30 protein-coding genes are annotated in these 26,469 nt (G+C 72.0%); 8 read left to right on the top strand and 22 right to left on the bottom strand.

Annotated features, from left to right (window positions below; genetic code table 11):
* The 6 genes from E1293_RS22850 to E1293_RS22825 form a co-directional block, all read right to left on the bottom strand.
* On the bottom strand, nucleotides 1-599 hold a 599-nt coding region (locus E1293_RS22850; protein WP_132199492.1), incomplete at its 3' end, for a Wzz/FepE/Etk N-terminal domain-containing protein.
* Between the two features lie 64 nt (nucleotides 600-663).
* Entirely contained in the window at nucleotides 664-1,806 is a 1,143-nt protein-coding gene (locus E1293_RS22845) for a glycosyltransferase (RefSeq protein WP_132199491.1), read from the bottom strand.
* Entirely contained in the window at nucleotides 1,803-2,510 is a 708-nt protein-coding gene (locus E1293_RS22840) for a polysaccharide deacetylase family protein (protein WP_132199490.1), read from the bottom strand. Before E1293_RS22840 ends, E1293_RS22845 begins: the two co-directional genes overlap by 4 nt.
* Nucleotides 2,452-4,095 carry a lipid II flippase MurJ gene (locus E1293_RS22835; protein WP_132199489.1) on the bottom strand — a complete coding sequence of 548 codons (1,644 nt, stop codon included), beginning with the start codon at nucleotides 4,093-4,095 and terminating at the stop codon, nucleotides 2,452-2,454. The genes E1293_RS22840 and E1293_RS22835 overlap by 59 nt, the downstream gene beginning before the upstream one ends.
* The gene (locus E1293_RS22830; protein WP_132199488.1) at nucleotides 4,092-5,384 is read right to left on the bottom strand and encodes an O-antigen ligase family protein; all 1,293 of its coding nucleotides are present in this window, start codon (nucleotides 5,382-5,384) and stop codon (nucleotides 4,092-4,094) included. Before E1293_RS22830 ends, E1293_RS22835 begins: the two co-directional genes overlap by 4 nt.
* Nucleotides 5,381-6,787 (bottom strand): exopolysaccharide biosynthesis polyprenyl glycosylphosphotransferase, encoded by a 1,407-nt coding sequence (locus E1293_RS22825; protein ID WP_132199487.1) that lies wholly within the window; start codon nucleotides 6,785-6,787, stop codon nucleotides 5,381-5,383. Before E1293_RS22825 ends, E1293_RS22830 begins: the two co-directional genes overlap by 4 nt.
* Before the next feature lie 357 nt (nucleotides 6,788-7,144).
* Here E1293_RS22825 and E1293_RS22820 point away from each other — a divergent pair, with 357 nt between their 5' ends.
* Complete coding sequence (locus E1293_RS22820) at nucleotides 7,145-8,359, top strand: L,D-transpeptidase (protein WP_165978354.1); 1,215 nt, start codon at nucleotides 7,145-7,147, stop codon at nucleotides 8,357-8,359.
* Nucleotides 8,360-8,376: 17 nt separating this feature from the next.
* Here the strand turns inward: E1293_RS22820 and E1293_RS22815 are convergent, their stop codons facing one another.
* Complete coding sequence (locus tag E1293_RS22815; protein WP_207939028.1) at nucleotides 8,377-8,949, bottom strand: TetR/AcrR family transcriptional regulator; 573 nt, start codon at nucleotides 8,947-8,949, stop codon at nucleotides 8,377-8,379.
* 115 nt (nucleotides 8,950-9,064) lie between these two features.
* On the opposite strand from E1293_RS22815, the gene E1293_RS22810 reads away from it, so the two are divergent.
* The gene (locus tag E1293_RS22810; RefSeq protein WP_132199485.1) at nucleotides 9,065-10,165 is read left to right on the top strand and encodes a hypothetical protein; all 1,101 of its coding nucleotides are present in this window, start codon (nucleotides 9,065-9,067) and stop codon (nucleotides 10,163-10,165) included.
* A 4-nt stretch (nucleotides 10,166-10,169) separates the two neighbouring features.
* On the opposite strand, the gene E1293_RS22805 is transcribed toward E1293_RS22810, so the two are convergent.
* Both E1293_RS22805 and E1293_RS22800 read right to left on the bottom strand, forming a co-directional pair.
* Nucleotides 10,170-10,496 carry a hypothetical protein gene (locus E1293_RS22805; protein ID WP_132199484.1) on the bottom strand — a complete coding sequence of 109 codons (327 nt, stop codon included), beginning with the start codon at nucleotides 10,494-10,496 and terminating at the stop codon, nucleotides 10,170-10,172.
* The gene (locus E1293_RS22800; RefSeq protein WP_165978353.1) at nucleotides 10,496-10,870 is read right to left on the bottom strand and encodes an ATP-binding protein; all 375 of its coding nucleotides are present in this window, start codon (nucleotides 10,868-10,870) and stop codon (nucleotides 10,496-10,498) included. Before E1293_RS22800 ends, E1293_RS22805 begins: the two co-directional genes overlap by 1 nt.
* A 172-nt stretch (nucleotides 10,871-11,042) precedes the next feature.
* Between E1293_RS22800 and E1293_RS22795 the strand changes: the two genes are divergently transcribed.
* Together E1293_RS22795 and E1293_RS22790 are read left to right on the top strand one after the other, a co-directional pair.
* Complete coding sequence (locus E1293_RS22795; RefSeq protein WP_132199482.1) at nucleotides 11,043-11,852, top strand: DUF5753 domain-containing protein; 810 nt, start codon at nucleotides 11,043-11,045, stop codon at nucleotides 11,850-11,852.
* Nucleotides 11,849-12,037, top strand: a complete 189-nt coding sequence (locus E1293_RS22790) for a DUF397 domain-containing protein (protein ID WP_132199481.1) — start codon at nucleotides 11,849-11,851, stop codon at nucleotides 12,035-12,037. The genes E1293_RS22795 and E1293_RS22790 overlap by 4 nt, the downstream gene beginning before the upstream one ends.
* A 32-nt stretch (nucleotides 12,038-12,069) precedes the next feature.
* Here the strand turns inward: E1293_RS22790 and E1293_RS22785 are convergent, their stop codons facing one another.
* A complete protein-coding gene (locus tag E1293_RS22785; RefSeq protein WP_243716411.1) occupies nucleotides 12,070-12,801 on the bottom strand; it encodes a DUF6879 family protein in 732 nt (243 codons plus the stop codon).
* A gap of 351 nt (nucleotides 12,802-13,152) precedes the next feature.
* Between E1293_RS22785 and E1293_RS22780 the strand changes: the two genes are divergently transcribed.
* Entirely contained in the window at nucleotides 13,153-14,292 is a 1,140-nt protein-coding gene (locus tag E1293_RS22780) for a methyltransferase domain-containing protein (protein WP_132199480.1), read from the top strand.
* On the opposite strand, the gene E1293_RS22775 is transcribed toward E1293_RS22780, so the two are convergent.
* The 3 genes from E1293_RS22775 to E1293_RS22765 form a co-directional block, all read right to left on the bottom strand.
* Nucleotides 14,261-14,683 carry a cupin domain-containing protein gene (locus E1293_RS22775; RefSeq protein WP_243716410.1) on the bottom strand — a complete coding sequence of 141 codons (423 nt, stop codon included), beginning with the start codon at nucleotides 14,681-14,683 and terminating at the stop codon, nucleotides 14,261-14,263. The genes E1293_RS22780 and E1293_RS22775 overlap by 32 nt on opposite strands.
* Before the next feature lie 75 nt (nucleotides 14,684-14,758).
* Complete coding sequence (locus E1293_RS22770; RefSeq protein WP_132199479.1) at nucleotides 14,759-15,106, bottom strand: DUF4190 domain-containing protein; 348 nt, start codon at nucleotides 15,104-15,106, stop codon at nucleotides 14,759-14,761.
* Nucleotides 15,107-15,240: 134 nt separating this feature from the next.
* Complete coding sequence (locus tag E1293_RS22765) at nucleotides 15,241-15,768, bottom strand: YbhB/YbcL family Raf kinase inhibitor-like protein (protein WP_207939027.1); 528 nt, start codon at nucleotides 15,766-15,768, stop codon at nucleotides 15,241-15,243.
* Between the two features lie 110 nt (nucleotides 15,769-15,878).
* Between E1293_RS22765 and E1293_RS22760 the strand changes: the two genes are divergently transcribed.
* From E1293_RS22760 to E1293_RS22750, 3 genes are read left to right on the top strand one after another with little or no spacing between them, the layout of a single operon-like run.
* Complete coding sequence (locus E1293_RS22760) at nucleotides 15,879-16,553, top strand: GntR family transcriptional regulator (protein WP_132199478.1); 675 nt, start codon at nucleotides 15,879-15,881, stop codon at nucleotides 16,551-16,553.
* Nucleotides 16,550-17,053, top strand: a complete 504-nt coding sequence (locus E1293_RS22755) for a hypothetical protein (RefSeq protein WP_132199477.1) — start codon at nucleotides 16,550-16,552, stop codon at nucleotides 17,051-17,053. Before E1293_RS22760 ends, E1293_RS22755 begins: the two co-directional genes overlap by 4 nt.
* 52 nt (nucleotides 17,054-17,105) lie before the next feature.
* Nucleotides 17,106-18,347, top strand: coding sequence for a coiled-coil domain-containing protein (locus E1293_RS22750; protein WP_132199476.1), 1,242 nt, complete (start codon nucleotides 17,106-17,108; stop codon nucleotides 18,345-18,347).
* Nucleotides 18,348-18,352: 5 nt separating this feature from the next.
* On the opposite strand, the gene E1293_RS22745 is transcribed toward E1293_RS22750, so the two are convergent.
* From E1293_RS22745 to E1293_RS22705, 9 genes are all read right to left on the bottom strand, one after another.
* On the bottom strand, nucleotides 18,353-20,053 hold the full coding sequence (locus E1293_RS22745) for a GMC oxidoreductase (protein WP_132199475.1): 1,701 nt from the start codon (nucleotides 20,051-20,053) through the stop codon (nucleotides 18,353-18,355).
* 122 nt (nucleotides 20,054-20,175) lie between these two features.
* Nucleotides 20,176-21,351 carry a helix-turn-helix domain-containing protein gene (locus E1293_RS22740; RefSeq protein WP_132199474.1) on the bottom strand — a complete coding sequence of 392 codons (1,176 nt, stop codon included), beginning with the start codon at nucleotides 21,349-21,351 and terminating at the stop codon, nucleotides 20,176-20,178.
* 189 nt (nucleotides 21,352-21,540) lie between these two features.
* The gene (gene sigJ / locus E1293_RS22735) at nucleotides 21,541-22,407 is read right to left on the bottom strand and encodes an RNA polymerase sigma factor SigJ (RefSeq protein ID WP_132199473.1); all 867 of its coding nucleotides are present in this window, start codon (nucleotides 22,405-22,407) and stop codon (nucleotides 21,541-21,543) included.
* Entirely contained in the window at nucleotides 22,404-22,982 is a 579-nt protein-coding gene (locus tag E1293_RS22730; protein ID WP_132199472.1) for a carboxymuconolactone decarboxylase family protein, read from the bottom strand. Before E1293_RS22730 ends, sigJ begins: the two co-directional genes overlap by 4 nt.
* Before the next feature lie 102 nt (nucleotides 22,983-23,084).
* Entirely contained in the window at nucleotides 23,085-24,314 is a 1,230-nt protein-coding gene (locus tag E1293_RS22725; protein ID WP_207939026.1) for a hypothetical protein, read from the bottom strand.
* A gap of 73 nt (nucleotides 24,315-24,387) precedes the next feature.
* Nucleotides 24,388-24,933 (bottom strand): hypothetical protein, encoded by a 546-nt coding sequence (locus tag E1293_RS22720; RefSeq protein ID WP_132199471.1) that lies wholly within the window; start codon nucleotides 24,931-24,933, stop codon nucleotides 24,388-24,390.
* 1 nt (nucleotide 24,934) lies between these two features.
* Complete coding sequence (locus E1293_RS22715) at nucleotides 24,935-25,444, bottom strand: hypothetical protein (protein WP_132199470.1); 510 nt, start codon at nucleotides 25,442-25,444, stop codon at nucleotides 24,935-24,937.
* A 10-nt stretch (nucleotides 25,445-25,454) separates the two neighbouring features.
* A complete protein-coding gene (locus tag E1293_RS22710; protein ID WP_132199469.1) occupies nucleotides 25,455-25,961 on the bottom strand; it encodes a hypothetical protein in 507 nt (168 codons plus the stop codon).
* Nucleotides 25,958-26,469: hypothetical protein (locus E1293_RS22705; protein WP_207939025.1), on the bottom strand; the 512-nt coding region annotated here is incomplete at its 5' end. The genes E1293_RS22705 and E1293_RS22710, both read right to left, overlap by 4 nt.

Genomic DNA, 26,469 nt, shown 5'->3' with positions numbered 1-26,469 from the left:
GGGGCGGGAACGGCGGCGGGGCGGGCCGCGTCGCGGCGGCCGCGGCGGCCGCTCCGCACGGCGGCGGTGAGGCCGGCGAGCAGGATCCCGGACGCGGTCCCGACGGCGACGCCCAGCGGCAGGTTCGGCGACGACGGCGCGGCCGGCGGCGAGGCGAGGGTCATCGGCGCGACGCGGACGCCGGTGTCGGTGCGGTGCGAGGTCCCGTAGCGGACGAGCGCGTCGGCGGCGGCGTTGGCGAACGCGGCGGCGTCCCGCGCCGTCCCGGCGCTGCCGGCGAGCCGGATCAGCGGCGTGTCCGGCGAGGTGGACGCCTGGATGTGCTCGCGGGTCGCGCCGGCCGCGCCCCGCGGCAGCCGGATCGAGGAGTAGGCGAGGGTCTCCGGGAGCGGCGCGAGCCGCCCGTAGGCCTGCGCGAAGCTGACCGCCGCCGGGCCCTGGTCGCCGCCGCCGCCGTCGTCCACGACCAGGACGAACGCGGTCGCGGTGTAGGTGGTGGGCGCGAACAGGGCGTAGCCGAGCCCGCCGAGGAACCCGGCGAGCACGAGCGCGATGGACGCGCCGAAGCGGCGCAGCAGCGCGGTCAGCGGCCCGCGCACCCGGCGGGACCTCCTCGTGAGCGTCCCGGCCCGGCGGGACGGTCTCCGCGGCCTGTTCCCGGCGTCACGTTGCGGCATCCTGAGCCCTTTCTCGAATCGGTGCGGCCCCGCGGACGGACGGCTCGGGGCGGTAGAGCCGGGCGAGCTCGGCGGCCTGCTCGGCGATGGCGTAGCGGGCGACGACGGGCGGCACCCGGGTCCGGTCGCGGGGGGCGCGCAGGACGCGGGCGAGCTCGTCGCTCCAGATCCGGGCGTCGGTGGGGAGCCGGCGGGCGTCCGGGGCCGCGCCGGGCGGGAGGTCGTCGATGGCGGGGCAGGTCGTGTACCGGACGGGCAGCCCGGCGGCGAGCGCCTCCAGGACGCCGAGCCCGAACGTCTCCTGGACCGACGGTGCGGCGAGGACGTCCATCGCGGCGAGGGCGCCGGCGACGTCCGACGTCCCGCCGGTGAACACGACGGGGACGCCGCGCTCGTGCGCCCGCCGTTCGAGCGCGGCGCGCATCGGGCCGGCGCCCGCGAGCAGCAGCCGGACGCCGTCCAGCGGCGCGACCGCGTCGATCAGCAGGTCGAAGCGCTTGGTGGGGACGAGCCGTCCGACCGCGCCGACGACGGGCTCGCCGGGGCCGATGCCGAGGCGGCGGCGGGTCGCGGCGCGGCGGGCGGAGTCGAACGCGAACGCGGCGGCGTCGATGCCGTTCGGGATGACGACGATCCGGCCGGGGCGCACGCCCCAGCCGCGCAGCCGGCCGGCGACGGTCGGCGACACCGCGACCGTCGTGGACCCGAGCCGCTCGGTCGCCCGGTAGAGCGCCCGGACGCCGCGCGTCGTGGGCCGCCCCTCGATGTGGCCGTCGCCGAGCGAGTGCTCGGTGGCGATGACGCGGGGCGTCCCGGCCATGCGGGCGGCGATCCGGCCGTAGACGCACGCCCGGTACAGGTGCGTGTGGACGACGTCGTACCGGCCCTGGCGGATCAGCCGGGCTAGGCGGGGCAGTGCCGCGAGGTCCCGGTTGCCGCGCATCCCGATCTCGTGGACGGGCACGCCCGCGCGGCGGATCTCGGCGCCCAGCGTCCCGGTCCGGGTGAGGGTGGCGACCTCGCTGGTCACCGGCTCGCCGGCCACCGGCAGGTGGCGCAGCAGGAGCGCGAGCTGCCGCTCGGCGCCGCCGTGCTCGAGCCCGGTGATGACGTGCAGGACCCGGGTCACACGCGGCTCCGGCGCCGCAGTTCGTGCCGGACGACCTTGAGGCGCAGCCGCACGGGCCCGTCCCGGTCGCCGACGTAGGTGCGGGGCAGCGCGTGCCGTGCCGGCTCCTCGGGGCCGATGTCGCAGGCGTAGTCGTATCCGGCGGCGCGCACCGCCTCGACCTCGCGGGCGGTGGCGTGCCCGTACGGGTAGGCGAAGCCGGTGACGGGGGCTTCGACGAGGTCCTCCAGAGCGGCCCGGCTCTCTTCGAGCTCCTCGCGAAGCTCGGTGTCGTCCGTCTCAGGGAGTGAGACGTGGTGGCGTCCGTGCGAGGCGACCTCGATGCCGGCGGCCGCCACGGTCCGGATCTGCTCGCCCGTCATCAGCGGCTTGCGCGGGCCGTCGTCCCACGCGTTGTAGGTGCCGATCCGCCCGGACACGACGAACACCGTCGCGCCGAACCCGTACCGCACCAGCGCCGGGACGGCCCGCGTCGCGAAGTCGGCGTACCCGTCGTCGAACGTGAGCCCGACGAGGCCGCGGGACCGTCCGGCGGCGTGGGCGTCCAGCAGCTCGCTCATGCCGGCGCCGCGCAGGCCCCGCGCCCGCAGCCACGCCATCTGCCGCTCGAACCGGGCGGGCGACACCGTCACCAGGTGCGGGTCCTCATCGAAGTGGTCCACCGAGTGGTACATCAGCACCAGCGGCGCCGGCCGGATGTCCATCGCGGTCCTGGCCGGTTCGGTCAGATGTGTCGGTTCTGTCGGCTGGCTCACAGGTATCCCCCGATTCGGTGCGGCCGCGCCGGACCAGCGCGCGGAGCGGCCCTGAAGCGATCCATGGAGCGACGAGGTCGGGTCCCGCCAGGACGGTGAGGGCGGCGAAGGCGGCCCCCGTCACGACCCCGCCCACGGCCAGGTGGACGAGCACCGGCGCGTCCCAGGCCGCGGCGGCGAGAAGTCCCGCCGCGCAGGCCCCGGCCGCGGCGAGCATGAGGCGGGACACGTCGGCGGCGACGCGTCCCGGCGAGACCGGTGCGACGCCGTGCCGCAGCCCGGCCAGCAGCAGGACGGCGGCGAGCGTGATCCCGGCGGCGTTCGCGGCGGCCAGCGCGAGCGTCCCGGCGAAGGGGGCGAACGCCCCGCCGATCGCCGCCGTCGCGGCCAGCCCGATGCCGAGCACGGCCGCGGGCCGCCAGGTCGGCCGCCGCTGCGCGAAGAACGCGCGGGCGGCGAGTCCGACGGCCGACTGTCCCCACAGCCCGAGCGCGTAGACGCGCATGATGGACGCGGTGCTGCGGGTGTCGTCGGCGGTGAACTCGCCGTGCTCGAACAGGACTTTGGTGACGGCGGGCGCGAACGCGACGAGGAACGCCGCCGCCGCCAGCACCATCGCGCTCGCGACGGCGAGGTCCTGCTGGATGCGGCGGGCGACCTCGGCGGTGTCCCCGTCCGCCGACGCGCGGGCGAGCCGGGGGAACGTCACCGTCACGATGAGCAGCGACAGCACCATCGGCACCTGCGCGACCTTCTGCGCGTAGTTCAGGTGCGAGATCGACCCCGCCGCCAGCTCGGACCCGATGAACCGCTCCACGAACACCTGCGCCTGCCGCGTGACCGTGTAGACGACGACCGGCGCGACCGCCGCGATCCCCAGCCGGATGTCCACATTCTGGGACGGGGCGGGGGCTTCGCGGAGGCAGCGGAGGAAGGCGGGGGTCTGGACGGCGACCATCAGGAGGCTGCCGCAGGCGACGCCGATCGCCGCGCTGGTGATGCCGACGACGCCGGAGAAGCCCGCGATCAGCGCGAGGATCCCGACGTTGTAGGCGAGGTAGATGGCGGCGGGCGGGCCGAACCGGTGGTGCGCGCGGAGGGTGGCGCTCATGAAGCCGGCGACGCCGAACGTCACAACGGTGATCGCCGTCAGCCGGACGCACCGGACGGCCGGCCCGTGGTCGGGGAGGCCGGGGGCGAGGACGTCCACGACGAGGGGCGCTGCGACCGCGAGCGTGACCGTGACCAGCGACAGGCCGAGCACCATGCGCGGCAGCGTCGTCCCGACCAGGGGCCGCAGGCCGTCGCCGCGCGCGAGCAGCCGGGTGACGACGGGGACCATGAGCAGCGCCATGGCGTCCTCGATGAGGAGCGGCGAGACGGTCTCGGGGATCGTCCAGGCGACGAGGAACGCGTCCGTGCTGCCGCTGGCGCCGAACATGTGCGCCATCGCGAGGTCGCGCAGGAACCCGAGCCCGGTGCCGGCGGCGATGAGCACGCCCGACAGCGCGGCGGCGCGTCCGACCGACGTCATCGCCGCACCTCCCCGAACGAACGGGCGGCGGCGATGCCGAGGACGATCGCGACGAGCGGGCAGGTCGGCCCGCCGAGGTCCGCGTACAGGAAGTTGACCAGCAGGAACGCCATCAGCGCGACGGCCGCGAGCCAGAACGGGTCGCGGGTGCGGCGGCGCGTCCACAGCCCGGCGACGATCACGGCGAGCAGCGCCGCGAACCCGGCGAACCCCACCACGCCCTGCTCGGACAGGAACAGCAGGTACTCGTTGTGCGGCGACAGCAGCGGCTGCCGGGCGTACCCGTTCACCGGGTCGGCGGTCTCGCTGCCGGACGACAGCTCGATCCCGGCGTAGGTGTCGCGGTAGGCCGGGAAGTTCTTCACGCCGACGCCGGTGCCTGGATGGTCCTCCCAGATCCGGACGGCGGCGGCCCACAGGTTGTAGCGGTCGTCCACCGACCGGTCCGGATGGCTGATCGAGCCGGCCATCGACTTGGACCGCTCGACGACCGCCTGCCCGCCGCCGGCGACCCCCGCCAGGATCAGCAGCAGGGCGCCGCAGCAGGTCAGCACCTTGACGGCCGTCCACCGGTCGAAGATCACCAGGGCGAGGACGGCGGCGGCGCCGAGCGCGAGCCACGTGCCGCGGCTGAGCGCGAGCGCGAGGGCGGCGGCCAGCACGACCAGCCCGGCCAGCGCGGCCGGGACGGCGGCCGCGCCGCGGCCGGGCGCCGACAGCGCGAACGCGGTCAGCACGAGGAACGCGAACCCGACGACGATCGACATGGCCATCACGTCGAGCGCGCCGAACGTGCCGACCGCCCGGATGTTCTGGCCGTCCATCGACGCGCCGTTCCCGGTGCCCGCCTGCCAGACCCCGTACAGCGCCTCCGCGAGCCCGAGGCCGAGCACCGCCGAGCAGACGATCGCGAGGTCCCGGCGGTCCCTGACCAGCAGGACGACGGCCAGCGGCACCAGCACGAAGACCTGCAGATCGCGGACGAACCCGGCGGCGCTGGACCCGATGTCGGCCGAGTGCACGGTGCTGATCCCGAGCGCCGCGACCAGCGGCCCGAACGCGAGCAGCGCCTTGCCCGGCATCTCGACCCGCCCGGTGAGCAGCAGGAACACGGCCGCCAGGACGAGCACGCCGCTGGCGACGTCCCCCGCCGTGACCTGCACGCCGGGCCCGAACGCCTCCGCGCCCGGCGGGATCCCGATGGTCGCGACGGTCGCCGCGACCAGCCAGCTCGGGCGCCTCGGAAGCGCCTTGGCGAGCAGGGGGGCGGCCGGCGCCTGGGCCGTCATCCGGCGTCCCGGCAGAGCATCGCCCGTGCCGTCAGCAGCAGGATCTTCAGATCGCCGGTGAACGACCAGTGGTCGATGTAGTGGTTGTCGAGCCTGGCCCGCAGCTCGATGGACGTGTCGCCGCGGAACCCGTGGATCTGCGCCCAGCCCGTCATCCCGACCGGGACGCGATGCCGCAGCATGTAGCCGGGGCAGGTGCGGGAGAACTGCTCCACGAAATGGGGGCGTTCCGGGCGCGGCCCGACGAGGCTCATGTCGCCGCGGACGACGTTCCACAGCTGCGGCAGCTCGTCCAGCGACGTGTCGCGCAGCACGCGCCCGACACGTCCCATGCGGTGGTCGTTCTTCACCGTCCAGCGGGTGTCGGACTCGCGCTCGTCCGCCGGCTTCAGCGTCCGGAACTTCAGCAGGACGAACTCCTCGCCGCCGCACCCGATCCGCCGCTGCCGGAACAGCACGCCGGGCCCGCCCTCGGCCCGGACGGCGACCGCGCACGCCGCGAGCACCGGCAGCGCGAGAACCAGCAGGAGGAGCGCCCCCACGACGTCGAGCACGCGTTTGGCCAGCCGCGCGGCCGGGTCGCGGAGCCGCCAGCCGACCCGCGCGCACGGCAGCCCGGCGAGGTACTCGCGCCGCACCGCCGCCACCGGCACGACGTCCGACGGCGCCTGGACGAGCAGCGTCTCGCACGGCAGCTGGAACGACAGGCGCAGCACCGCGTCCAGATGGTCGGGGTGGATGTCCTCGGCGACGACGACCAGCGTGCCGATCCCGTGCTCGCCGACGAGGGCGGGCAGGTCGGAGGTCTCCCCGAGGACGGGGGCGGCGCCCGGCCGTCCCCGTTCGCGTCCCGCGGCCACCTGCCCGACCGTCGCGAGCCCGAACTCGCCGCGTTCGCGCAGGATGTCGAGCATGTGCTCGGCCGTCGGACCCGTCCCGACGACGAGGGCGGCGCGCGCCCGGGTGCGGCGGCACCGGTACGTCCGGACGGCCGCGTTCGCGAACGCGCGGGCGGCGAACTGGACCGTCCCGCATGCGGCGACCGTCCACGGCCACATCGCCGCGTCCGACAGTGCCAGCGCGACGGCGGCGCCGACGAGCAGCGTCCGGACGGCGACGGGCACCGCGTCGGCGAGGAGCGAGGGGCTGCGGCGCACCCGGTAGAGCCCGCCGGACGCGTTCAGCGCGATCAGGGTTAAGGCGGCCACGCCCGGCAGCGCGCCGGCATGGCCGAGGGACACGGCGCCTGCCATCGCCCAGCCCTCCGCGACGGCCAGGCACACCGGGTACAGTCCGGCCAGGATCCGCGACCCGCCGCGGACGACCGGCCAGTCGCCGGCCGCCGCGAGATCCGGGAGGGCCGCGCCGGAGTCGATGGAGGGACTCAGCCCCTGGGCTCTCATCGCGCGTCCCTTTCACCTGACAAGAACTCACCCTGCGGGGGCCGTCGCGGGGCGGCCAGGGACAGCATCGCAGCCGGTCAGGACGCAGATCGCCGGTTTTAACCGGCGCCGCCGGAGTCTTGAAGAGAAGATCGACGGGACGCCGCGGAGGAAGAAAGATCCCGCGAAACGGCCACCGGACGCCAACCTTCGGGGGACCATGGACGTCTAAAGTGGGTCGGACGCCGAGACCGGCCGTCCCGCCTCCCGGGCGGGACGGGAACAACGGGCCGTTCCGTAAGCGATCTTGTTGCCGCCCCGCGTCACGCGGGCCCGGCGGGCAGTTGAGGGAGAACGGTGCGCAGTAAGGCGTTGGTGATGGCGCTGGTCCTGGGGCTGGCGACCGCGTGCGGCAGCAGCGGCGACGACGGCAGCGGCGGGACGACGGCGAAGGCCGCGAACGACGCCCCCCAGGTGACGATCACTCCGGCGAACGGCAGCGGCAAGGCCCGCCCGGACGAGGGCATCTCGGTCACCGCCGCCGGCGGCACGCTCGGCAACGTCTCGGTGAAGCTGAAGGGCACCGACGTCCCCGGCGCCCTGTCCGCCGACAAGACCAAGTGGAAGACGAAGTGGACGCTGCAGCCCGGCGGCAGCTACCAGGTGTCGGCGACGGCGACCTCGGACAAGGGCAAGTCCACCACCGCGACCAGCGCGTTCCGCGCGAGCCGCGCCACCGCCGCCACCCGCGTCAACAGCATCGTGCCGAGCCAGAACGAGACGGTCGGCACCGGAATGCCGGTCTTCATCCAGTTCACCAAGGCCGTCCCCGAGAAGGCCAAGCCCGCCGTCGAGCGCGCCATCGAGATCTCCTCGACCACCCCCACCGAGGGCGCCTGGCGCTGGCTGAGCGCCGGCGAGTCCTTCAACGGCCTGCCCTCGGTCGTGTTCCGCCCGAAGCGGCCGTGGAAGGCGCACCAGAAGGTCAACGTCAAGATCCACTACGCCGGGCTGAAGATCGGCGACAACGTCTTCGGCGACAAGGACGTCACCCGCAGCTTCAAGATCGGTGACTCGCACGTCGTCAGCATCAACGGCAAGTCCCACCGCCTCACCGTCAAGAAGAACGGCGCCACCGTCCGCTCCTGGGGCGTCAGCCTCGGCGCCGGCGGCGACGTCCAGAAGGACGGCGTCGACCACCTGCTCACCACCAGCGGCGTCCACCTCACCATGGACCACGTCCGCCTGGAGCGCATGCGCCCGCCCGGCAAGAAGAAGGGCGACCCCGGCTGGTACGACGAGAAGGTCCCGTGGGCGACCCGCATCTCCAACTCGGGCGAGTACATCCACCAGAACATGGACGACCCGACCTGCCTCGGCAACCGCAACTGCAGCCACGGCTGCGTCCGCTCCCCCGGAGGCGACGCCCAGTGGTTCTTCCACTGGTCCTACCGCGGCGACATCGTCAACATCACCGGCACCAAGCGCGACCTCGTCTGGTGGAACGGCTGGGGCTACTGGCAGCAGTCCTTCACCAAGTGGGCCAGCGGCAGCGCCCTCGGCAAGCCCATCACCACCGCCCCCCGCGCCTGAGGCGACCAGCACGCACGTCAGTACCCCGGATCGCCGGGTGGGCGGTCGAGGATGAGGTCGCCTGCGCGGGCGATGACCTGGGCGCGGGTGTGGCCGGGATGGTCGGCGGCGACCAGGTGGCTGCCGATGGCCGCGCAGAAGGCGAGCAGAGCGCGGGCCTCGACCTCATAAGGGTCGGAGCAGAAAGTGCTGATCGTGTCGCGCAGCAACTGCATGCGCCGGTTGTCCACCCGGCGCAGGCGTTCGGCGACGGCCTGGTCGCGGCGGGCCCAGTCGCGGACGGCCAGGTCGATGGGAAGCAGGCGGTCGCCGGAGAAGGTGAGCCGCCCGGCCAGCCGGACCTTGTCCAGCGCGTCGCCGCCCTCCTGGTCGATCCGGTCGAGGACGTCGTCGACGCACTCGCGTTCCCACGCGTCCAGCATCCCGGTCAGCAGCGCGCCGCGGTCGGTGAAGTAGCCGTAGAAGCCGCCCTTGGTCACGCCGATCCGCTTGGCCAGGACCTCGACGCGCACCGCGTCCACACCGCCCTCGGCCAGTACCCGCAGCCCCTCCTCGACCCACGTCCCGCGCGGTGTGCGCAACGCGCCCATCGTGTGCCCCACCCTGCCTTCGCCGTTCGTTGTATTGATCCCAACTCCACCACACCGCGCTGACCAGCCACTAGTCTTCGGCTTCACCCGTCCAGGTGCGAACGCGGAGCGAGGCGTGGCGTCGAAGATCGTCCTTCATATCGGCCTTCAGAAGTCGGGCACGACCTTCCTGCAGCACGTGCTGCAGGAGAGTTGCGAGGTGCTCGCCGAGGCGGGCGTGCGCTATCCCGTCCTACCTGACTGGGATCGGGGAAAGCGGACCGTGGCCAACCACGAGTGGCCGAGCTACGGCCTGCTCGGCACCGAGTACCCCTGGGTGTCGCAGCGGCGGGCGGCGGCGGAGAAGGATTCGTGGCAGGCCCTGCTGGACGAGGTGAAGTCCTGGCCAGGCACGGTGCTGCTGTCGGCCGAGGCCCTGTCGGTCGTCCGGACGGCCGCCGTCCAACGCCTCCTGGACGCGCTCAGATCTGACGACGTCGAGGTCGTCATCACAGCCCGGAGCCTGGGCCGGTCGCTGCCCTCACTGTGGCAGCAGCACATCCGCAACGGACGCAGCACGAGCTTCGCGAGCTACCTGGGGACGCTCGCCGACCAGCGCGCGAAGGGCTGGGAGCAGATCGAGAACGATACCGACTTGCACCTATGGCGGGCGTTCTGCCTCAACCGCCTGGCCCGCCGCTGGTCAGAGGCCGGAGCCACCCGGGTGTCCGTGGTGACCACCCCCGGCAGGCCCCCGGAACTGCTGTGGCGGCGCTTCGCACAGGCTGCCGGCCTGCCCGACCTGGCCGTCCTCCCCGGGCGCCAAGCCCACACCGGTCTGACCGCCGCGGAGACGCTGGTGCTGTCGTCCATGAACGCGTCCATCCGGGAGGGCTCCTGGACCGGACAGAACGCGGACTGGGTGCGGCAGGTCGTCACGGACCGGTTCCAGACCCGCGAGACCCGCGGACGCAAAGTCGTCATCCCACTCGAATGGCGGGACCGCCTAGCCGAGTGGAGCGATGAAGACCTGACCGCCCTGCAAGACACGTCGGCGCACGTCATCGGCGACATCGACGACCTCCGCTACGCCCCGGACCTGGAGCAGGACTCTCCACCGACCACCGAGGAAGTCGGAGCCGCAGGCGCCGAAGCGACCCTCGCCCTGGCCGAACTGGCCCTCCAGGAGTCGTTCGTCCAGCGCAACACCCGCCGCGTCCGCCGCCTCCTGCCATGATCCTTCACCAGGTGGACGGGAACATGCGGCGCTTCAGAAGCAGATCGACCTGCTCTGCCGCCGCCTTGGCGTCCCCGCACGGGGCGAGGTAGCCGGCCCGTCCTCGCTTCGCGTCGTGGTAGGCCCAGAGCCCATTCGGGACGGCCCGCGCGCTGACGACCACGCCGACGTCTTCGGCGACCCCGCTGGCGTAGACCCAGAGCAGCGGCGTGGGGAATTCGCGTCCGTAGAGCTTCACGCACCGCCACCCGCGCGCCCTGACCGCAAGCGACAGCACCTCCAGATACCGGACGGCGATCCGCCGGCTCCGCCACCGGAGGAGGTACGGCATCAGCACGCCACCCTCGCCCAGATCCACTTACCGGGCCGAGTCTCGGTCACGCCGCACTTGGACGCCAGCGCCTGGACGATCGGCAGCCCCCATCCACCCGTCCCGTCGTCGTACCCGTCGTCCAGCGCCCGCGCATCTGGCGTGACGTCGTCCAGCACCATCTCGACGACCGGCCGCACCACCGGCATCTTCGCCGACGAGTCCCACACCGCCAGCAGGACGGCACTGACCTCCCGCGCGAACCGAACCCTGATCTCCCGATCCGGGGTGGCCTCAACGGCGTTGGCGACGAGCTCCCCGGCGATCAGCAGCACATCCCCCGCGATCTTCCCGAGCCCCCATTCCCCAAGCCGGATTTCCACCAGCGTCCGCACCAACCCCGGCACCGTCCCACTCGCCAAACAAGAAATGTCCAACTCACCCGAATCTGCCGTCTTCATAGGCATTTCACCTACCCCTCTATTCCCGCGTTTCGGTGACAAGAGTGGCCTTGGCGAGTTAATTTCGGAAGGTTCGCGAAGCAGATGCAACAACGATGGAGAGCGAATGAGCCGCGCCGACGCACTGCGCCCAGACTTCTCCCTATGGCACCTCATAGCCGTTGAGCTGCGAAGGCTGCGCCAGCTCCACAGGCTGTCCGGGGCGGCCCTCGCCGTCATACTCGACTGCGATCGCTCAACTGTTGCACGGTACGAATCAGGCGATGTCCAGCTCCCGATCGCTCGCGCGAGAATCTTGGACCGCGAGTGGGGCATGCCGGGCTTCTTTGAAAACCTCGTCAAACACGCCAAAAACGCCCAAGACCTGGACTGGTGGGAGACGTTCAAGGAATACGAGCGCCGAGCGACCCTCATCAAGACCTACGAGCCGTCGCTGATCCCAGGGCTCCTCCAGCGAGAGGCCTACGCCCGCGCCGTCTTCACGGCGAGCCGCCGGATGGACGCAGACGAGGCGGTCGCCGAGCGCCTGGCACGCCAGGAGATCCTCACCCGCCGAGACCCGTGCAAGCTCATGGCCATCCTGGACACGGCAGCCGTCCTGCGCGTCTTTGGGGATGTGGACGTCATGCGCGACCAGCTCAGCTACCTGCTCGAAGTCTTCGACCGTCCGAACGTCTACCTGCGCGTGACTTCCGACCGCCTCATCGGCTACGGCGGCGTGGGAGGCGGCTTCACCGTCATGCAAACCCCCACCGGCGACCTCGGCTTCGCCAACTACGGCACGACAGCCCACATGTCGCTCGACCCGGCCGATATCCAGGAACAGGCGATACGGTACGACCAGATCGGTATGTTCTCGCTCACCATCGAGGCATCCCGTGCCTTCGTCGCCAAGACACTGGACTCCCTTTCATGATCATCCAATGGCGCAAATCCACTCGGTCGGACGACCACGGTAACTGCGTGGAACTGGCCGCACTCCCCCACGCCATCGCCATCAGAGACAGCAAGGCCCCGGACACCGGCCACCTCACCCTCGCCCCGCGCGCCTTCGCCGCCCTCCTCGCCCAGGTCAAATGGGATACGACCGAGGGCATGTGAGGACGCCCCAGGCGCGGCGGTGAGGGGTTGGCCTACTTGGGCTGGTAGTCCGCGTGCGGGATGGCGCGCTCCCACACCATTTCGAAGGCGGCCACGACCGGGACGACGGCACGGGGATCGGACACGAACTCGTACTCGTTCTCGATGGGTGAGCCGTTGCCGGCGTCGAAGTGGAACCGGACGAGCCGCCGGTCGAACATCCAGAAGTCGGCGCCGGGCAGCGCCAGGTCCCACGTCTGCCGTCGTGGGAGCCACCGAACCTCTTCACCGGCCTTGAGGTTCATCTCGGTGATCGCGTGCTCCCAACGGATGTAGTCGGATACCGGCTCCGACACGATGCGGGCCCGGCGGACCTTGACGCCGCGCTGCGTCGCAGAGCCGATCAGATCGCACCAGGCGGCCCAGTCGTCTTCCCCAGTGGCCGGCCCGCCTTCCAGCCAGTTCGTGTAATCGGGGCTGTCCGGCTCGTAGATGTCGCGCATCTCCAGATGCACCGCCGACCGCTGTGTGTCGGCGAGCAGGTCGGCGAACGTGGAGGTACTGGCGTGCCCCCGCCTGGCCGGCTCGTAAGTCTTGGCAGCGGCTTCAGCGAGCGCCTTTGCGAGGGTGCCTGGCTGCCACACAACGGCCTCGTCCGGGGCGATCGAGACGTGGTCACGCAGGCTCTCCAGAACGTCGGGGTCTGTGATGTGCCTGCCGACCTGGTAGAACCCACCGCTGAGCTGTCTCCCACCCGGGGCCAAGCGGTCCCAGGTGAGCCTCACTTGTAGGCGTTGCCCGGGTCAAGTGCCTGGATAGCCATGGTGACCAGCCCCTTCGCCCTCTCGCCGACGACGGCGACTCGTTGGAGCCGCTCCCACGCCTCCTTGTACATGCGCCCTCCGGCGGCCGGAGGCGGGGTTGATTCGTTCTTGTGTGTACAAATCCTCGTTGACTCACTGTGAGCGACCATTCACTATCAGCACAGGCAGTTTTTGAGGTGCCTGCGCGACGAAGGGAGCAGGATGGGTAAGCACGAGGACCCGGCAGAGAAGAACGGACACAAGCCGGACAAGCCGATTCCGCCGCCCAGCAAGGACGACAAGGGCGACGGCAAGCGGGGGAAGTAGCTCTCGATGGAGGACGTCACGCAACGGCTGGATGGGCTGGTCGGGCGGTTGAGCGCTGCGGGGTGGCTCACGCAGGAGCGGGTGCGGGAAGCGTTGCGTGATGTTCCTCGGCACGCGTTCGTGCCGGCGGTCGCCTGGACGGGCGAAGGTGAGCGGGTTGATCGGGCGACCGCTTCTGAACGGTGGCTCGACCTGGTCTATCAGGACGACGCGATCATTACGCAGCTCGATGATGGGCAGACCGATGTCACCACGGGGGACGGCCGTTTTACGTCTTCCTGTTCGGCGCCGAGCACCGTGGTGTCTCTGCTCGAGTTGCTGGACGCCGAGGTGGGGCACCGGGTACTCGATGTCGGTACCGGCACCGGGTGGACGGCGGGCCTGCTGTCCCGGATTGTCGGGGCGGAGAACGTGACCAGCGTGGAGGTCGATCCGCAGGTCTCCGCGCAGGCCGCCGAGAACCTGAAGGCGGTGGGGCTGTCGCCCCGGTTGGTCGTAGGTGATGGGGCGGAGGGGTGGAAGGACGGGCTTCCCTTCGATCGCGTCCACGCGACTTGCGGGGTGTCGCGCGTCCCCTATGAGTGGGTGCGGCAGACGCGGCCCGGCGGGGTGATCGTGGCGCCGTATGCGCCCGGGTTCGCGTCCGGCCACGAGTTGCGCCTGGTCGTCACGCCGGACGGGACGGCGGTCGGCACGTTCGCCGGATATGCGTCGTACATGATGATGCGGTCGCACCGTCAGCTGCCTTGGCCCGCACGGGACGGCGAGGGCACCGAGCACACGACGCAAATCGATCCACGCACGATCGGGTACGCGCCCGCCGGCGCAGACCTCGCCATGGGGGCCTTTTTGCCGGGGGTCAACGCCCGGGGGCTACATGAGGGCGACACGTACGTCATGCGCTTGTGGACGGCGGACGTGTGGGCGAGCGCGACATACCGGCAGGCAAGTTCCCGCTACGAGGTGCGCACATCCGGGGGCCGGAACCTGTGGGATGAGGCAGTCGACGCGTATTTCTGGTGGGTCGGCGAAGGCAGCCCAGGCCGCGAGCGCTACGGGCTCACCGTGACGCCGGAGGCGGAGTTCGTGTGGCTGGACTCAGCGGGCAAACCGGTCAGCTCGGGGGCTGGGGCGGGTGGTTTTTGAACCATTCGGCTATGCCGGGCATGCGGGTCTCGAAGTCGCCCGGGACCGAGATGTTCAGGACGCCTGCGCGGGCGGCGCTGCGGTTCTCGAAGTCGTGGGTGACGCCGCCCGGGACGAGGACGAACGAGCCCGCCGGCGCGTCCGTCCAGTGGTCGTCCGCCAGGAAGGTCATGGTTCCTTCGAGGACGTAGAAGACGTCGTCCTCGGGGTGGGAATGGGCTCCGGGCCCGGTCGTGTGCGGCTCCAGCCACCACTCCGAGATGGAGTACCGGCCGGCGGACTCGGCCCCGTCCGCCTTGAACACGGCCTGGATCCGGCCCATCGGATATCTGCGGCCTTCGGCGGGGCCGAGGACGATAGGTGCTCTTCGCGCCGGAGCTGCTTCAGCCATTTCCGGCCTCCTCGTGCTGACGTGGCAACCAAACGGTAGGCGGCCGGCAGCGCGGGCGTCTTGGACGAATGTGACCTACGCGTTCGCGTCGATGAGGACGGCCAGGGCGGCGATCAGGCCGAAGACGGCGGCCGTTGCCAAAGTGCAGGTTAGGAAGAGCAGCCAGCCCAGGATGAGGCCCAGCAAGGCCATTCCGCGGCCGTCGCCGTCCAGGTGGCGGGCGCGGCGGCGTCCTAGGTGGCCGGTGACGATGGCGATCAGGCCGCACAGCATGGCCATCGCGACGAAGATCGGCGGATTGATCCACGCGATGCCGGTGGCGAAGTTGAGGAGGGCGGCGACGCCAAAGCCCGCGGCGGTGAGGCTCGCCTTGGCCGGACGGTTCCGGGTCGGCTCGGTTCGGCGTCGCCGCGTGCTGGTCATCGTCCCCCTCGGAAGATCACCTGGACTGTAGGGGGGCCGCCGTTAGCTTTGCGTTACGAAGATGGCTGTAAGCCTTGGGCGAATGTGACCACCGGCCCTCGACCGCGGGCTTGGTCGAGGGCCGTCCTCGGTCGTCAGGCGGGGGTTTCGGCGGTGGCGGTCAGGATCGCGCGGCCGAGGGTGTGGCCGGCCATGCTGAACCCGAGGAACGCCGGGGTCCCGTCGGCCGGGACGCCGATGGACTCGACGTCGAGGGCGTGCACCACGACGAAGTAGCGGTGCGGGCCGTGCCCGGCCGGTGGGGCGGCGCCGATGTAGCGGGCCGCGCGGGCATCGTTGGGGAGCTGGTAGGCGCCGCCGGGCAGGCCCGAGCCGGTGTCGTCCCCGGCGCCCGCGGGCACCTCGGTGGCGGTGGCGGGGATGTCGGCGACGGCCCAGTGCCAGAACCCGGACCCGGTGGGGGCGTCGGGGTCGTAGACGGTGACGGCGTAGCTCTTGGTGCCGTCCGGGGCGCCGCTCCAGGTCAGCTGCGGGGAGACGTCCTTGCCGCCGGGGACGCCGGACGAGCACTGCTCGGCCGGCCAGGCGGCGCCGTCGGCGACCGTGCCGCTGGTGACGGTGAAGGAGGCCGCCTCGGGGAGGCGGGCGAAGGGGTCGTTCATCGGGATCGTTCCTTTCCGGCGTGCTGTGCGGCGGCAGGCGTGGCGCCAACCGCCTTCATCGACCATAACAAAGATAATCGATTATTTGCCAGATCGTCTATGATGAGGGCATGACCGAGACGGCTCACGGGACCTCGCCGGGCAAGCGGATGCTCTCCGAGCAGGTCTACGCACGCCTGCGGGACGCGATCATGCGCGGGGAGCACGCCCCCGGTGCCGCCCTCAAGCCGCAGGACCTCGCCAAGGACCAGGGCGTGAGCCTGGCCGTCGTGCGCGAGGCCCTCGTGCGGGTGGTCGGCGACGGCCTCGCCGACCGGCTGCCCAACCGCGGCTTCGCCGTTCCGGCCTTCTCCGACCGCCGCTGGCAGGAGATCGCGGAGGCCCGCCGGACCATCGAACCGGTCGTGCTGCGCATGTCCGTCGAGCGCGGCGACGTCGACTGGGAGGCCCGCGTACGGGCCGCCCACCACCGCCTCGCCCGCACCCCGGTCTACGCGCCGGAGGAGGGCGAGTACTACAGCGCCGCGTGGTCGGAGGCCCACCGGGTCTTCCACCGCACGCTGCTGGAGGGGTGCGGCAATCCCGTCCTGCTGGAGACCTTCGACCGCATGTGGACGGCGAGTGAGCTGGCCCGCCGCTGGTCGGCGCACCGCGACCCCGGCCGGGACGGCGTCGCCGAGCACCGCCGGCTGGAGGAGGCGGCGCTGGCCCGCGACGCCGGCACCGCGGCCGAGGTTCTGACCCGGCACCTCACCCTGACCGCGGCCGCGCTGAGGGACCTGTGAAGATTCGATGCGCGTGCGGGAATCTCGTCCGGGATCAGACCGACTTCATCCCGTACAAGGCTCGCGTCATCGCCGATCAGGACTGGTCGGACGCCCTCGACGCCCTCGACGCGGATCAGCTGTGGTCATTGAGCCGGACCATGTGGCAGTGCACCGAGTGCGGACGGCTCTTCATCGAAGATCATGACGATCGCCTCCGGGTGTTCGCGCCGGATTCGCCGGCGGCGCCGTCCGATCTGCTTCGGTCCGTGCACCGGGATGCGTGGAAGCGGCCGCTGGTGGGCCACTGGCGGACCTGGACGTCCGCGTCCGACGGGCCTCCCGGCGAGTTGTGGTGGGGCATCGGGGTGGCGGACGAGGGCATGGAGGACTTCGACCGCTGGGAGGACCTTGAGCGCCGGTACTACGAGGTCTTCGAGCGCCTGCGGGGCGGGGGCCTGCTGCGGTCCGCGTTCCTGCGGCGCGGCGGCGACATGGTGCACGAGTGGCCGTCCCCATAGTTACCGGCCCGTGGGGGAGGTGCATTTCGGGGCATTTCACTAGGATGCTCGCGTGCACGAAGATCAAGAGGTGCGGACGGACGCGGCAGGCGACGGCGTTCTGACCGCGCCGCTCCGGGTGCTGGACGACGACCCGGCCGAGGCTGCGGAGGTGGCCGTGGAGCGCGATGCCGGCACCGATCCCGCGCCCGTGAGGGCGTTCGGGCGGGAAGTGGAGCGGTTCGCGGAGCTGCTGGCGCAGCTCCGGGCGACCGCGTCGACGCTGGGCGAGCGGCTGGACGGCGAGGTCCAGGACGCGCTCGGCGGCGCGGAGAAGGCCCTCGCCGAGGCGCGGGGCGCGCGGGCGGAGACCGCCGAGGCCGACGCCCGCGCCGAGCAGGCCGAGACCCGTGCCGAGGCGGCCCGGAAGGAGGCCGCCGCGGCGCAGGAGGAGCTGGAGAAGGGCCTGGCCGCCGCGAAGGCGAGCGTGACGGCGGCGCAGGAGAGCGAGGCCAACGCGTGGAAGGAGGCCGGCGCCCACCAGCAGGCCCGTGCCACGTCCGCGAACGAGGCCGCCAGCGCCGAGGGGCTCCGCAAACGCGCCGAGGCGGCGTGGAGCACCGAGCACGAGGCCCGCACCGAGGCCGAAGGGGAGCGCGACACCCTGTCCACTCGGCTGGCCGCCGAGGAGAGCGCGCTGGCCACCGCGCGGACGGAGCTGACGGACGCCCGCGCCGAACTGGCCGACTCGCGCGCCAAGCTGGAGGAGACCGCAGACACCGAGCGGCGGCTGCGGGCCGAGCTGAGCGTCGTGCAGGGCGAGATCGCCGGGCTGACGGTGGAGCGCGACGCCGCCACCGCGCGGGCCGACGACCTGGTGGCGCGCACCGAGCGGGCCGAGCAGCTCGCCGACACCGCCGACGCGCGCATCGACGGCGAGCGGGCCCGCGCCGACCGGGCCGAGCAGCGCGCGGACGCGGCCGAGCAGCGGGCGGACGCCGCCGAGATCCGCATCGACCGCGACGCCGCCACCGTCCGGGCCCTCCAGGACACTCTGCGCGCGGCGCTGGATCTGCCGTCCATGGAGGACCTTGAGGACGGCCGCGGGGTGCGGGTGGGCGAGTCGGGCGCGGTCAGCGTCCAGCCGGGCGGCCTGATCGGCGTCGACCGGGTCCCGGGGATGATGGACGGCGAGCTGGCCGGCCGTTTCGCCCGCGCGATCCTCGCCGTCCGCGTCCACCAGGCCACCCGCCGCAACCTCGACATCGAGCCGGAGCCGGAGCCGGTGGACCCGGAGCCCGTCCCCGAAGACTAGGCAGGTCAGCGGAGCGCGGCGGGAGCGCCGGACGGGACGGCGGGCTTGTCGGGCATGACCCGGTCGATGCGCTCGTAGGCAGTGCCGGGCTCAGGGCGCGGGTCCTTCTCGCCGCGGTTCGGCCAAAACGCCATGGCGCGTTCGGCCTGGGCCGTGATGGTGAGGGACGGGTTGACGCCCAGGTTCGCGGTGACCGCCGAGCCGTCCACGATGTGCAGCCCGGGGTGCCCGTGGACGCGGTGGTACGGGTCGATCACACCTGTCTCCGCTGTTTCCCCGATGACGCAGCCGCCGATGAAGTGCGCGGTCGTCGGGATGTTGAACAGGTCGAACCACGTCCCGCCCGGGGTGGCGTCGAGCTCCTCGGCGAGCATCCGGACGGCATCGTGCGCGACGGGGATCCAGGTGGGGTTGGGCTCCCCGACGCCCTGCCGCGCGACGAGCCTGCGGCGGCCGAGCCGGCCGCGCTTCTCGCCGAGCGTGACGGAGTTGTCGGCGGTCTGCATGACCAGGGCGATGACGGTCCGCTTGGCCCAGTCCTTCAGCGACAGGCCGCGCAGGATGACGGTCGGGTGCCGGACGCACTGGCCGAGGAACTTCAGCCAGCGGGGCGCGCCGCCGCCGTCCACCAGCAGCGTCCGGATGACGCCCATGGCGTTGTTGCCGGCGCCGTAGCGGGTCGGCTCGATGTGGGTCCGCTCGTCCGGGTGGAAGGACGAGGTGATGGCGAGCCCGGTGCTGTGGTCGACGTCCTTCTTGCGGTGCCAGACGGTCATGCGCTCGACGCCGAGGAGCGCCTCGGAGTTGGTGCGGGTGAGTTCGCCGAGGCGGGACGACAGGTGCGGGAGGCGGCCGGCGGCGCGCATCCGGTGCAGGAGGCGCTGCGTCCCGTACGTCCCGGCGGCGAGGACGACGTGCTCGGCGGTCAGCGTCTTGCGGCGCTTCCGCAGTGGCGTCGTGTGCTCGGTGGCTACCTCGTACCCGCCGGAGTCCAGCGGCGTCAGGCCGGCCACGGTGGTGTCGGGGATGACCTGGACGCCCGCCTTCTCGGCCAGGTAGAGGTAGTTCTTGGTGAGCATGTTCTTCGCGCCGACCTTGCAGCCGATCATGCAGGAGCCGCAGCCGGTGCAGGTCGTCCGGCGGGGCCCGGCGCCGCCGAAGTACGGGTCGTCGGCGTCCTCGCCGGGCTTCTCGCCGAAGAACACGCCGACCGGTGTCGGGTGGTAGGTGTCGCCGACGCCCATCCGGTCGGCGACGCGCTTCATCGCCTCGTCGGCGGGGGTGACGAGCGGGTTCGTCGTGACGCCGAGCATGCGCCGCGCCTGGTCGTAGAACGGGTTCAGCTCGTCCTGCCAGTCGGTGATGTGGCCCCACTGGCGGTCCTTGAAGAACGGCTCCGGCGGGACGTAGAGGGTGTTCGCGTAGACGAGGGAGCCGCCGCCGACGCCCGCCCCGGCGAGGACCAGGACCCCGGACTTGCCGCCCACCAGGTGGACGCGCTGGATCCCGCGCATCCCGAGCCGCGGCGCCCACACGTACTTGCGCAGCCGCCAGGACGTCTTGGGGAGGGTGTCCTCGTCGAACCGCCGGCCGGCCTCGATCACCGCGACCCGGTAGCCCTTCTCGGCCAGCCGCAGGGCCGACACGCTGCCGCCGAACCCCGAGCCCACCACGATCACATCGAAGTCGTAGCCGTCACCGGACACCGGACACCACCTTCGTCGGGGGGAACGAAGGGGCCGAGTGTGCTCCCTCCGGTGCGTCGCCCGCCATGCACGCAACGCAATGATTCGGCCTCGCGTTTATCACCGGAGTGATAACCCGCCGGTCACCGCGCGTCCGCGGGACGGCCTGCCCGGCTGACCATCCGCGCGTGCAGGATCAGCTCCATTTCCAGGCACCGCCGCGGGTCCCGGAGCTCGTCCCCGAAAAGGTCCTTCAAATGGCGCAGCCGGTAGCGGACGGTCTGCGGATGCACGCACAGCCGGCGGCTCGCGTCGGCGGCGTTGAAATTGTGCTCCAGCAGGGCCAGCAGCGTTTCGGCGAGCCTTTCCCGGCGGGCCGGCGGAACGGCCTGCAACGGCGCCAGCCGGGTGGCCGCCGCGTCGTCGATCAGCTCCCCGGCCCGCGCCACCACCAGCGCGGGGACGTGCTCGGCGCTGCGAATCAGCTCGCCGTCCGGGATGACGCCGCGGGTCGCGAGGTCGAGCGTCTCCCGCGCCCAGCGCAGCGAGTCGGCGGCCCGCGCGAGCGGCACGGCCGGGCCGACCGCGACCACCCAGTCGCGCAGCAGCGCCGCGGGCGGGCGCGTCCCGCCGGTGACGATCAGGCACGGCTCCGCCGCCGCGAAGTCGGCGAGCAGCCCGCCCGGCACCTGCGTCACCCGCCCCGCGTGCCGCCGCCGGACCGCCGCGGCGGCGACCGTCCCCGGCAGCGGCCAGCGCGCGTCCGCCGCCAGCGCCGCGACGCGCGCCGGGTCGGCGGGCGGCTCGGCGAGCAGCAGGTGCAGCAGCCGCGCCCGCCGCCCGCGCAGGACGTACTCCTCCCGCCGGTCCCGGCGCTGCACGGCCTCGGCCGCGTACCCGGCGGCGATCACCTCGGCGACCGCGTCCATGTAGCAGAACTGGGCGTCCACGACGAGGCTGAGCACGGCGCGGTCGAGGTCGCCGGGGCCGGCCCCGAGCGTCCGCCACGCGACGAGCGCCGACCGGCGCAGCGCCTGGTGCGTCTCGACCGGGTCGCGCCCCTCCCGCGCCAGGTGCCGCCCGGCCCGCAGGTAGAACGCCGACACCCGCTCCCAGCCCGCGCCCGGATCCTCGACGAGGTCGCAGAAGTGCCGCATCCCGGCGGCGATCCCGGCCCGGGCCCGGCCCGCCTCGTCGTCGGCGAGCCGCAGTTCGCGCAGCAGCTCGTCCGCCGCCCGGTCCACGTGCGGCCGCAGCCGCCGCGCCACCCCCGCCGGCACCGCCTCGAACGCGCGGACGTCCAACCCTGTTCGCACCATTCGCCATTCCCCCAACCCGGAAGCCCGCCGAGACGCGGACCGTTCGTCCAGCATTCCGGACCGCCCGCGACAACGGTTGTCGCCCACATAACCTGTTCCGCGGGGCTTCCTGGAGTCATCTGACAAAAGCGCAGGCCAACGGCATGCCGTTGACATTTCCCGCACACCGGGAAATCCGCGGCGGCGGGGCTATCTGGCGAGATCGGCCGGCTCCTCCAGGCGCGTCAGCTTCTCCGGGTTCGCCACCGCGTGGATCTGGGTCACCCGCCCGTCCTCGACCACCAGGCTCACCGCGGCCACCTGGCCGTCGATCTCGATCCGCCCGGCGGGCGCGCCGTTGAGCCACACGGCCGACACCGTCCGGCCCGGGCGCGCGAGCGACTTCGCGACGAGTCCGGGCCCGTGGACCGGAGCCCGCGCGGCGGGCGCGAGCCCGCCGCCGTCGGCGATCAGGACCACGTCCGGCGCCATGACCTCGATCAGCTCCGTCACCTGCCCGGTGCGGACCGCGGCCAGGAACCGTTCCACCACGGCCCGCTGCTCCGACCGGCTCACCCGCACCCGAGGCTGCCGGGCCGCCACCCGCTCGCGGGCCCGCCGCGCGATCTGCCGCACCGTGGCCGCGGGCTTGTCCACGGCCGCGGCGATCTCGCCGTAGGGCAGCTCGAAGACCTCGCGGAGCACGAACACCGCACGCTCCACCGGGGCGAGGGTTTCCAGCACGGTCAGCAGCGCGATCGAGACGCTTTCCGCAAGGACGCTGTCCTCGGCGACGTCAGGGCTGGTCAGCAGCGGTTCCGGCAGCCACTCGCCGACGTAGTCCTCGCGCCTGCGCGACAGCGTGCGCAGCTGGTTGAGGGACTGCCGGGTGACGACCCGGATGAGGTAGGCCCGCGGGTTGCCCACCTGCGCGCGGTCGATGCCGGCCCACCGCAGCCAGGATTCCTGCAGCACGTCCTCCGCGTCGGCAGCCGACCCGAGCATCTCGTAGGCGACGGTGAACAGCAGGGTGCGGTGGGTGAGGAACGGGTCCTCGGCCGTCGCGTCCCCGATCATGCCGTGGACGCCGCACCGGGCTTCTCCGGGACCTCGGCCAGCGGGATCTCGCAGGCGTCGGAGAAGCCCTGCGAGGTGACCCCGTTCGCCACGTTGGCCCTGGTCCCCATGTTGGCGAGGGCGATGAACACGGTGAGCTCGACCATCGCCGCCGGGCCGAGCCGCTCCAGCAGACCCGCGTGCTGCTCGTCGGTGACGGTCGGCGGCGTGTTCGACATGGCCTCGGCGTACTCCATCACGTCCCGCTCCAGCGGGGTGAACACGTCCGAGGTCCGCCAGCGCGGCACCTGGCTCGCCTTGGTCAGGTCCAGATCGTCGTTCTGTGCCTGGAAGTAGCCGGCGTCGAGGCACCAGCTGCAGCCGATCTGCGCCGCGACGGCCATGTGCGCGAACGACTTGAGGCTCGCGTCGGCCGCACTCCACGCGCCCGCCTTGGCGCCGAACTCCAGATTGTCCTGGGCGACCGCGGGGCTGTGCCACAGCACTTCGACGTTCTCGGGGACGCCGCCGAGTTGCTTGATCATGTTCTCCTTGAGCTCGGCGGGAAGCTCGGCCTTCGGTACGCGCAGCGCCATGACGTTCTCCCTATAGGTGTGCGTTCTGGCTGTTCGACATGAAGACACCGCCGAATCCTCGAACGTGACGTCACCTGGGAAGAGAGCGCCGCTGCCCGCTGGTCATGTGGGTGTCTCGCCGGTGCGTACCGGGAGGCGGTCGTTCTTGCGCTGGAGGGCTCGGAAATCGTCGAACCACGAATAGCTTCGTCCGGGCGTTCCGTCGCTCTGCGGCTGGACGGTCCGGCTGGCGTACAGGCTGTTGAGCAGCCATGGCGGCTTACCTGGGCCGAAGTCCCGCACCATGGCCTGGGCTTGCAGGACGCCGTAGGTCGCCACCGCCAGCCTGCCCGTATCGCGAAACTCCTGCACCTGGTTCCGCAGGTAGTGCTTGCGAGTTTCGAACCATGGGCTGAGCGCGAGAAATTCGTTCCACGTCGCCTGAGGCAACGGATTGCGAATCGAGTTCCTGAGCAACTCCCATACCGGCATGTCCGGGTCCATCGCGTGCCGCCGGGCGAACTCCGCCGGGATTCCGTCCCGCATGTGCTGCCTCCAGTACGGCATCAAGGAGAACTCGGTGGCGAGGAACTTCTGGTCATCGCGCAGGCGTGGCAGCACGTAGTCCAGGTACTTCCGGCCGGCCTCGATGGAGACCACGTGCGGGTGGATGTCCACACCTTCGATCTCCCGCGTCCCACGGGTGAACGCCATCCAGCGCTCGGTCGAGCCGGTGCGCTGGCGCGGGTCGTCGAGATGGTTGAGCGCGCCCATGTAAAGGCGGGTCTTGCAGCGCGATCCGAAACGTTCCCTGCGGTAGCCGATGATGTGCTGGGCGACCTTCTCATAGAACGCGTTGATGGCGCCGCCGGCTCGGTCTGGGGGACGGCTCTCGATGAAGGGCTCGTTACCGATGACAAGAATGTTGACCTTGCCCATTGCGGCCTGCGCGACCTTGTCGAGGCGTGCGAGTTCGGCGGCCATGGCAGGGCTGTCCGGCGGAGGGAACGACCGGTGGTTGTAGGGGAATTTCAGGGTCAGGATCGTCCCGTAGCCCTGTTCGGCCGCCTTGAGGAGGGCGGCGACGGCGGGCTGGTTCGCCGGGTCGCCGTTGTCGGCCTCCCGCATGGGGATGAAGCCACGTAGCCAGCTCGCCGAGAGAGCCCGCAATTCGGATGGGTCGACTCCGGCGGGGTCCTCATTGAAATTCGCCCCCAGCACGCCATTCGGCGCGCTGCCCTCGTCCCGTCCACCGTCGCCGTCCTCGCAACCGGCGGCGACGAGGGCGGCACCGAGCACACCGAACAAGGCTCGCCGGGACAGGGCGGCCTTGGGCGCACGCTCTTCCCACATCGCTACTCCCCCTCTCGCGGCCCGCGACGATACCGGGTGAACGTGAGGGTTCGGGCGCGTAGCCCCGGACAGGCTACGTCAAGGTGTCCAGGGCGGTGATCTTCCAATGGCCGGCGCGGTGGACGGCCGTGACGGTGAGCATGGCGGGGGCGTGGGTGCTCTTGCCGTCGGTGGTGCGGGTCGTCTGCTGGTCGGCGAAGACGAGGACGACGGCCCGGTCGCCGGTCAGGGTGGTGACGGCGCTGTCGGTCACGCGGGTACTGAGGACGGTCTTCGCCGCCGGGGCGTCCTCGCGGACCTTCCCGAAGATCGCCTCATACTGGCCGGCGGCGTCGCCGGTGAGCGATGCGCGGGCGGCCTCCGACGTCCGGGACGGGTCGGTGTAGTTGTAGGAGAAGACCTTGCCGATGATGCCGGCGACGGCGCCCTTGACCTCGCTGGTGGTGGCGCTGTCGGTGAGGGCGGTGTTGCGGGCGGACGGATCGTCGCGCACGGCGTCCGCTTGCCGGAGCGCCCACACCCCGAACGTGGCGAGCAGGACGGCGGCGACGCCCAGCGCGATCGGCGTGGAGACGTTGGCGCGCCACCACGCGGTCACGCGTGCGGTCTGCACGGCCATCTCAAAGCCCCTCCGTGGGCGCCTGCCCCAGTTTGCTGAGTTTCCAGCCGCCGGACGTCCTGGTCAGCTCGCCGATGAGGCGGCTCTGCTTGGTGGCGGGGTCGCCGTCCGGCGGCGTGACGGTGATCTCGACGCCGACGAGGACGCGGGCCTTGCCGGAGCGCTCGTCCAGCTCGGAGACGGCGGCGTCCAGGATGCGCGCCTTCGTGATGGTCCGTGCCTTCGTGACCTGCTTCTCGAAGTCGGCGCGCCCCTCGGTGATCTGCCGGTGGAGGTCGCCCGCGGTCGAGTTCCGCCAGGTCTCCAGGCCGGTGCCGAGGTCGCGGTAGTCAAGGGTGTTGAGGTTCTGGACGCCCTGCTCCCCCGCCCGCACCACCTCGTCCCGCACCCGCGAGTAGGCGTAGGCGTCGTCGTGCGCGGCGGCGTACCAGGACCATCCGGCCCAGGCGGCGAACAGCGCGGCGAGGACGACGAGGGCGGTCGCCGTCCTCCGCAGGGTGTCGTCGGGCATGTGCCCCTCCTCAGACGGACTTCAACTCGGTGATCGACCAGTGGCCGTGGTCGCGGTGCGCCGTCACCAGGAGCTGCGCGGCGGCGGGTGTCCCGTCGGGCTTACCGCCGCGCGTGGCGGTCTGGTCGAGGAAGACCAGGAGCCGGGCCGCGTCGCCGTCCAGGGAGACCACTCCGGCCCGGACGACCCGGGTCGTCAACGTGACCCGCTGCGCCGCTACCTGCGCCTTCACCTGCCCGAAGACGCGCCGGTACTGCTTTAGCGCCGCCCCCGACAGCTCCCGCGCGGCGGCCTGCTCGGTGGCGGCCACGCCGTCCGGCGTGTAGGCGAACACCTTGCCGAGCGATGTGGACACGTCCCCGATCACCTCGGTCGTGGCCACATCGTCGAGGACGGCCTTGTCGCGCGGGTTCTCGTCTTCACGGAGCATCCCCGCGGCGGGGCGGAGCGCCAGCGCGGCCAGCACGATCGCGAGCGCGACGGAGAACGGCCGGTACAGCCTGAGCAGCCGCCTCATCGCGCACCCGCCGGTATCGCCGTGAGCGATTCGAGCTTCCAGCCGGACGGGGTGCGGGACGTCCCGGCCTCGAACCGCTTACGCTGCAACGTGGGCGAGCCGCCCTGCAATGCGAGCTTGACCTGCACGGACGCGATGACCTTCGCCTTACCGGCCCGCGCATCGAGTGACGTGACGGCGGCCCCGGTGACGGTCGCGTCGGCGGCTGTCCGCGACTGCCCGATCTTCGTGCGGTTCTGCGGCTCGTCCTGCTGGAGCTGCTGGCGCAACGCCCCGGTGGACGCGTCCAGCCAAGCCCTTAGCCCGGCATCCACCCGCGCGGGATCCATGGTGTTGAGCGCGGCGATCTGCTCCCGTGCACTCTTCAGCACGACATCCCGCGTCCGCTCGGGCCCGGTCCGCGCGCCCGGCTCGTCCTGCCACACCGCCCAACCTGACCACCCGAGAAACACGACCGCCGCAACGACGGCGACCCACCCGACCAGCCCCCACCCGGAAAAGAGCGTCC

The sequence above is a fragment of the Actinomadura darangshiensis genome, assembly GCF_004349235.1.
Taxonomy (GTDB): Bacteria; Actinomycetota; Actinomycetes; order Streptosporangiales; family Streptosporangiaceae; genus Spirillospora; species Spirillospora darangshiensis.
The sequence above is the reverse complement of the archived record's forward strand: the minus strand, read 5'-3'. Positions and strand labels throughout refer to the sequence as shown.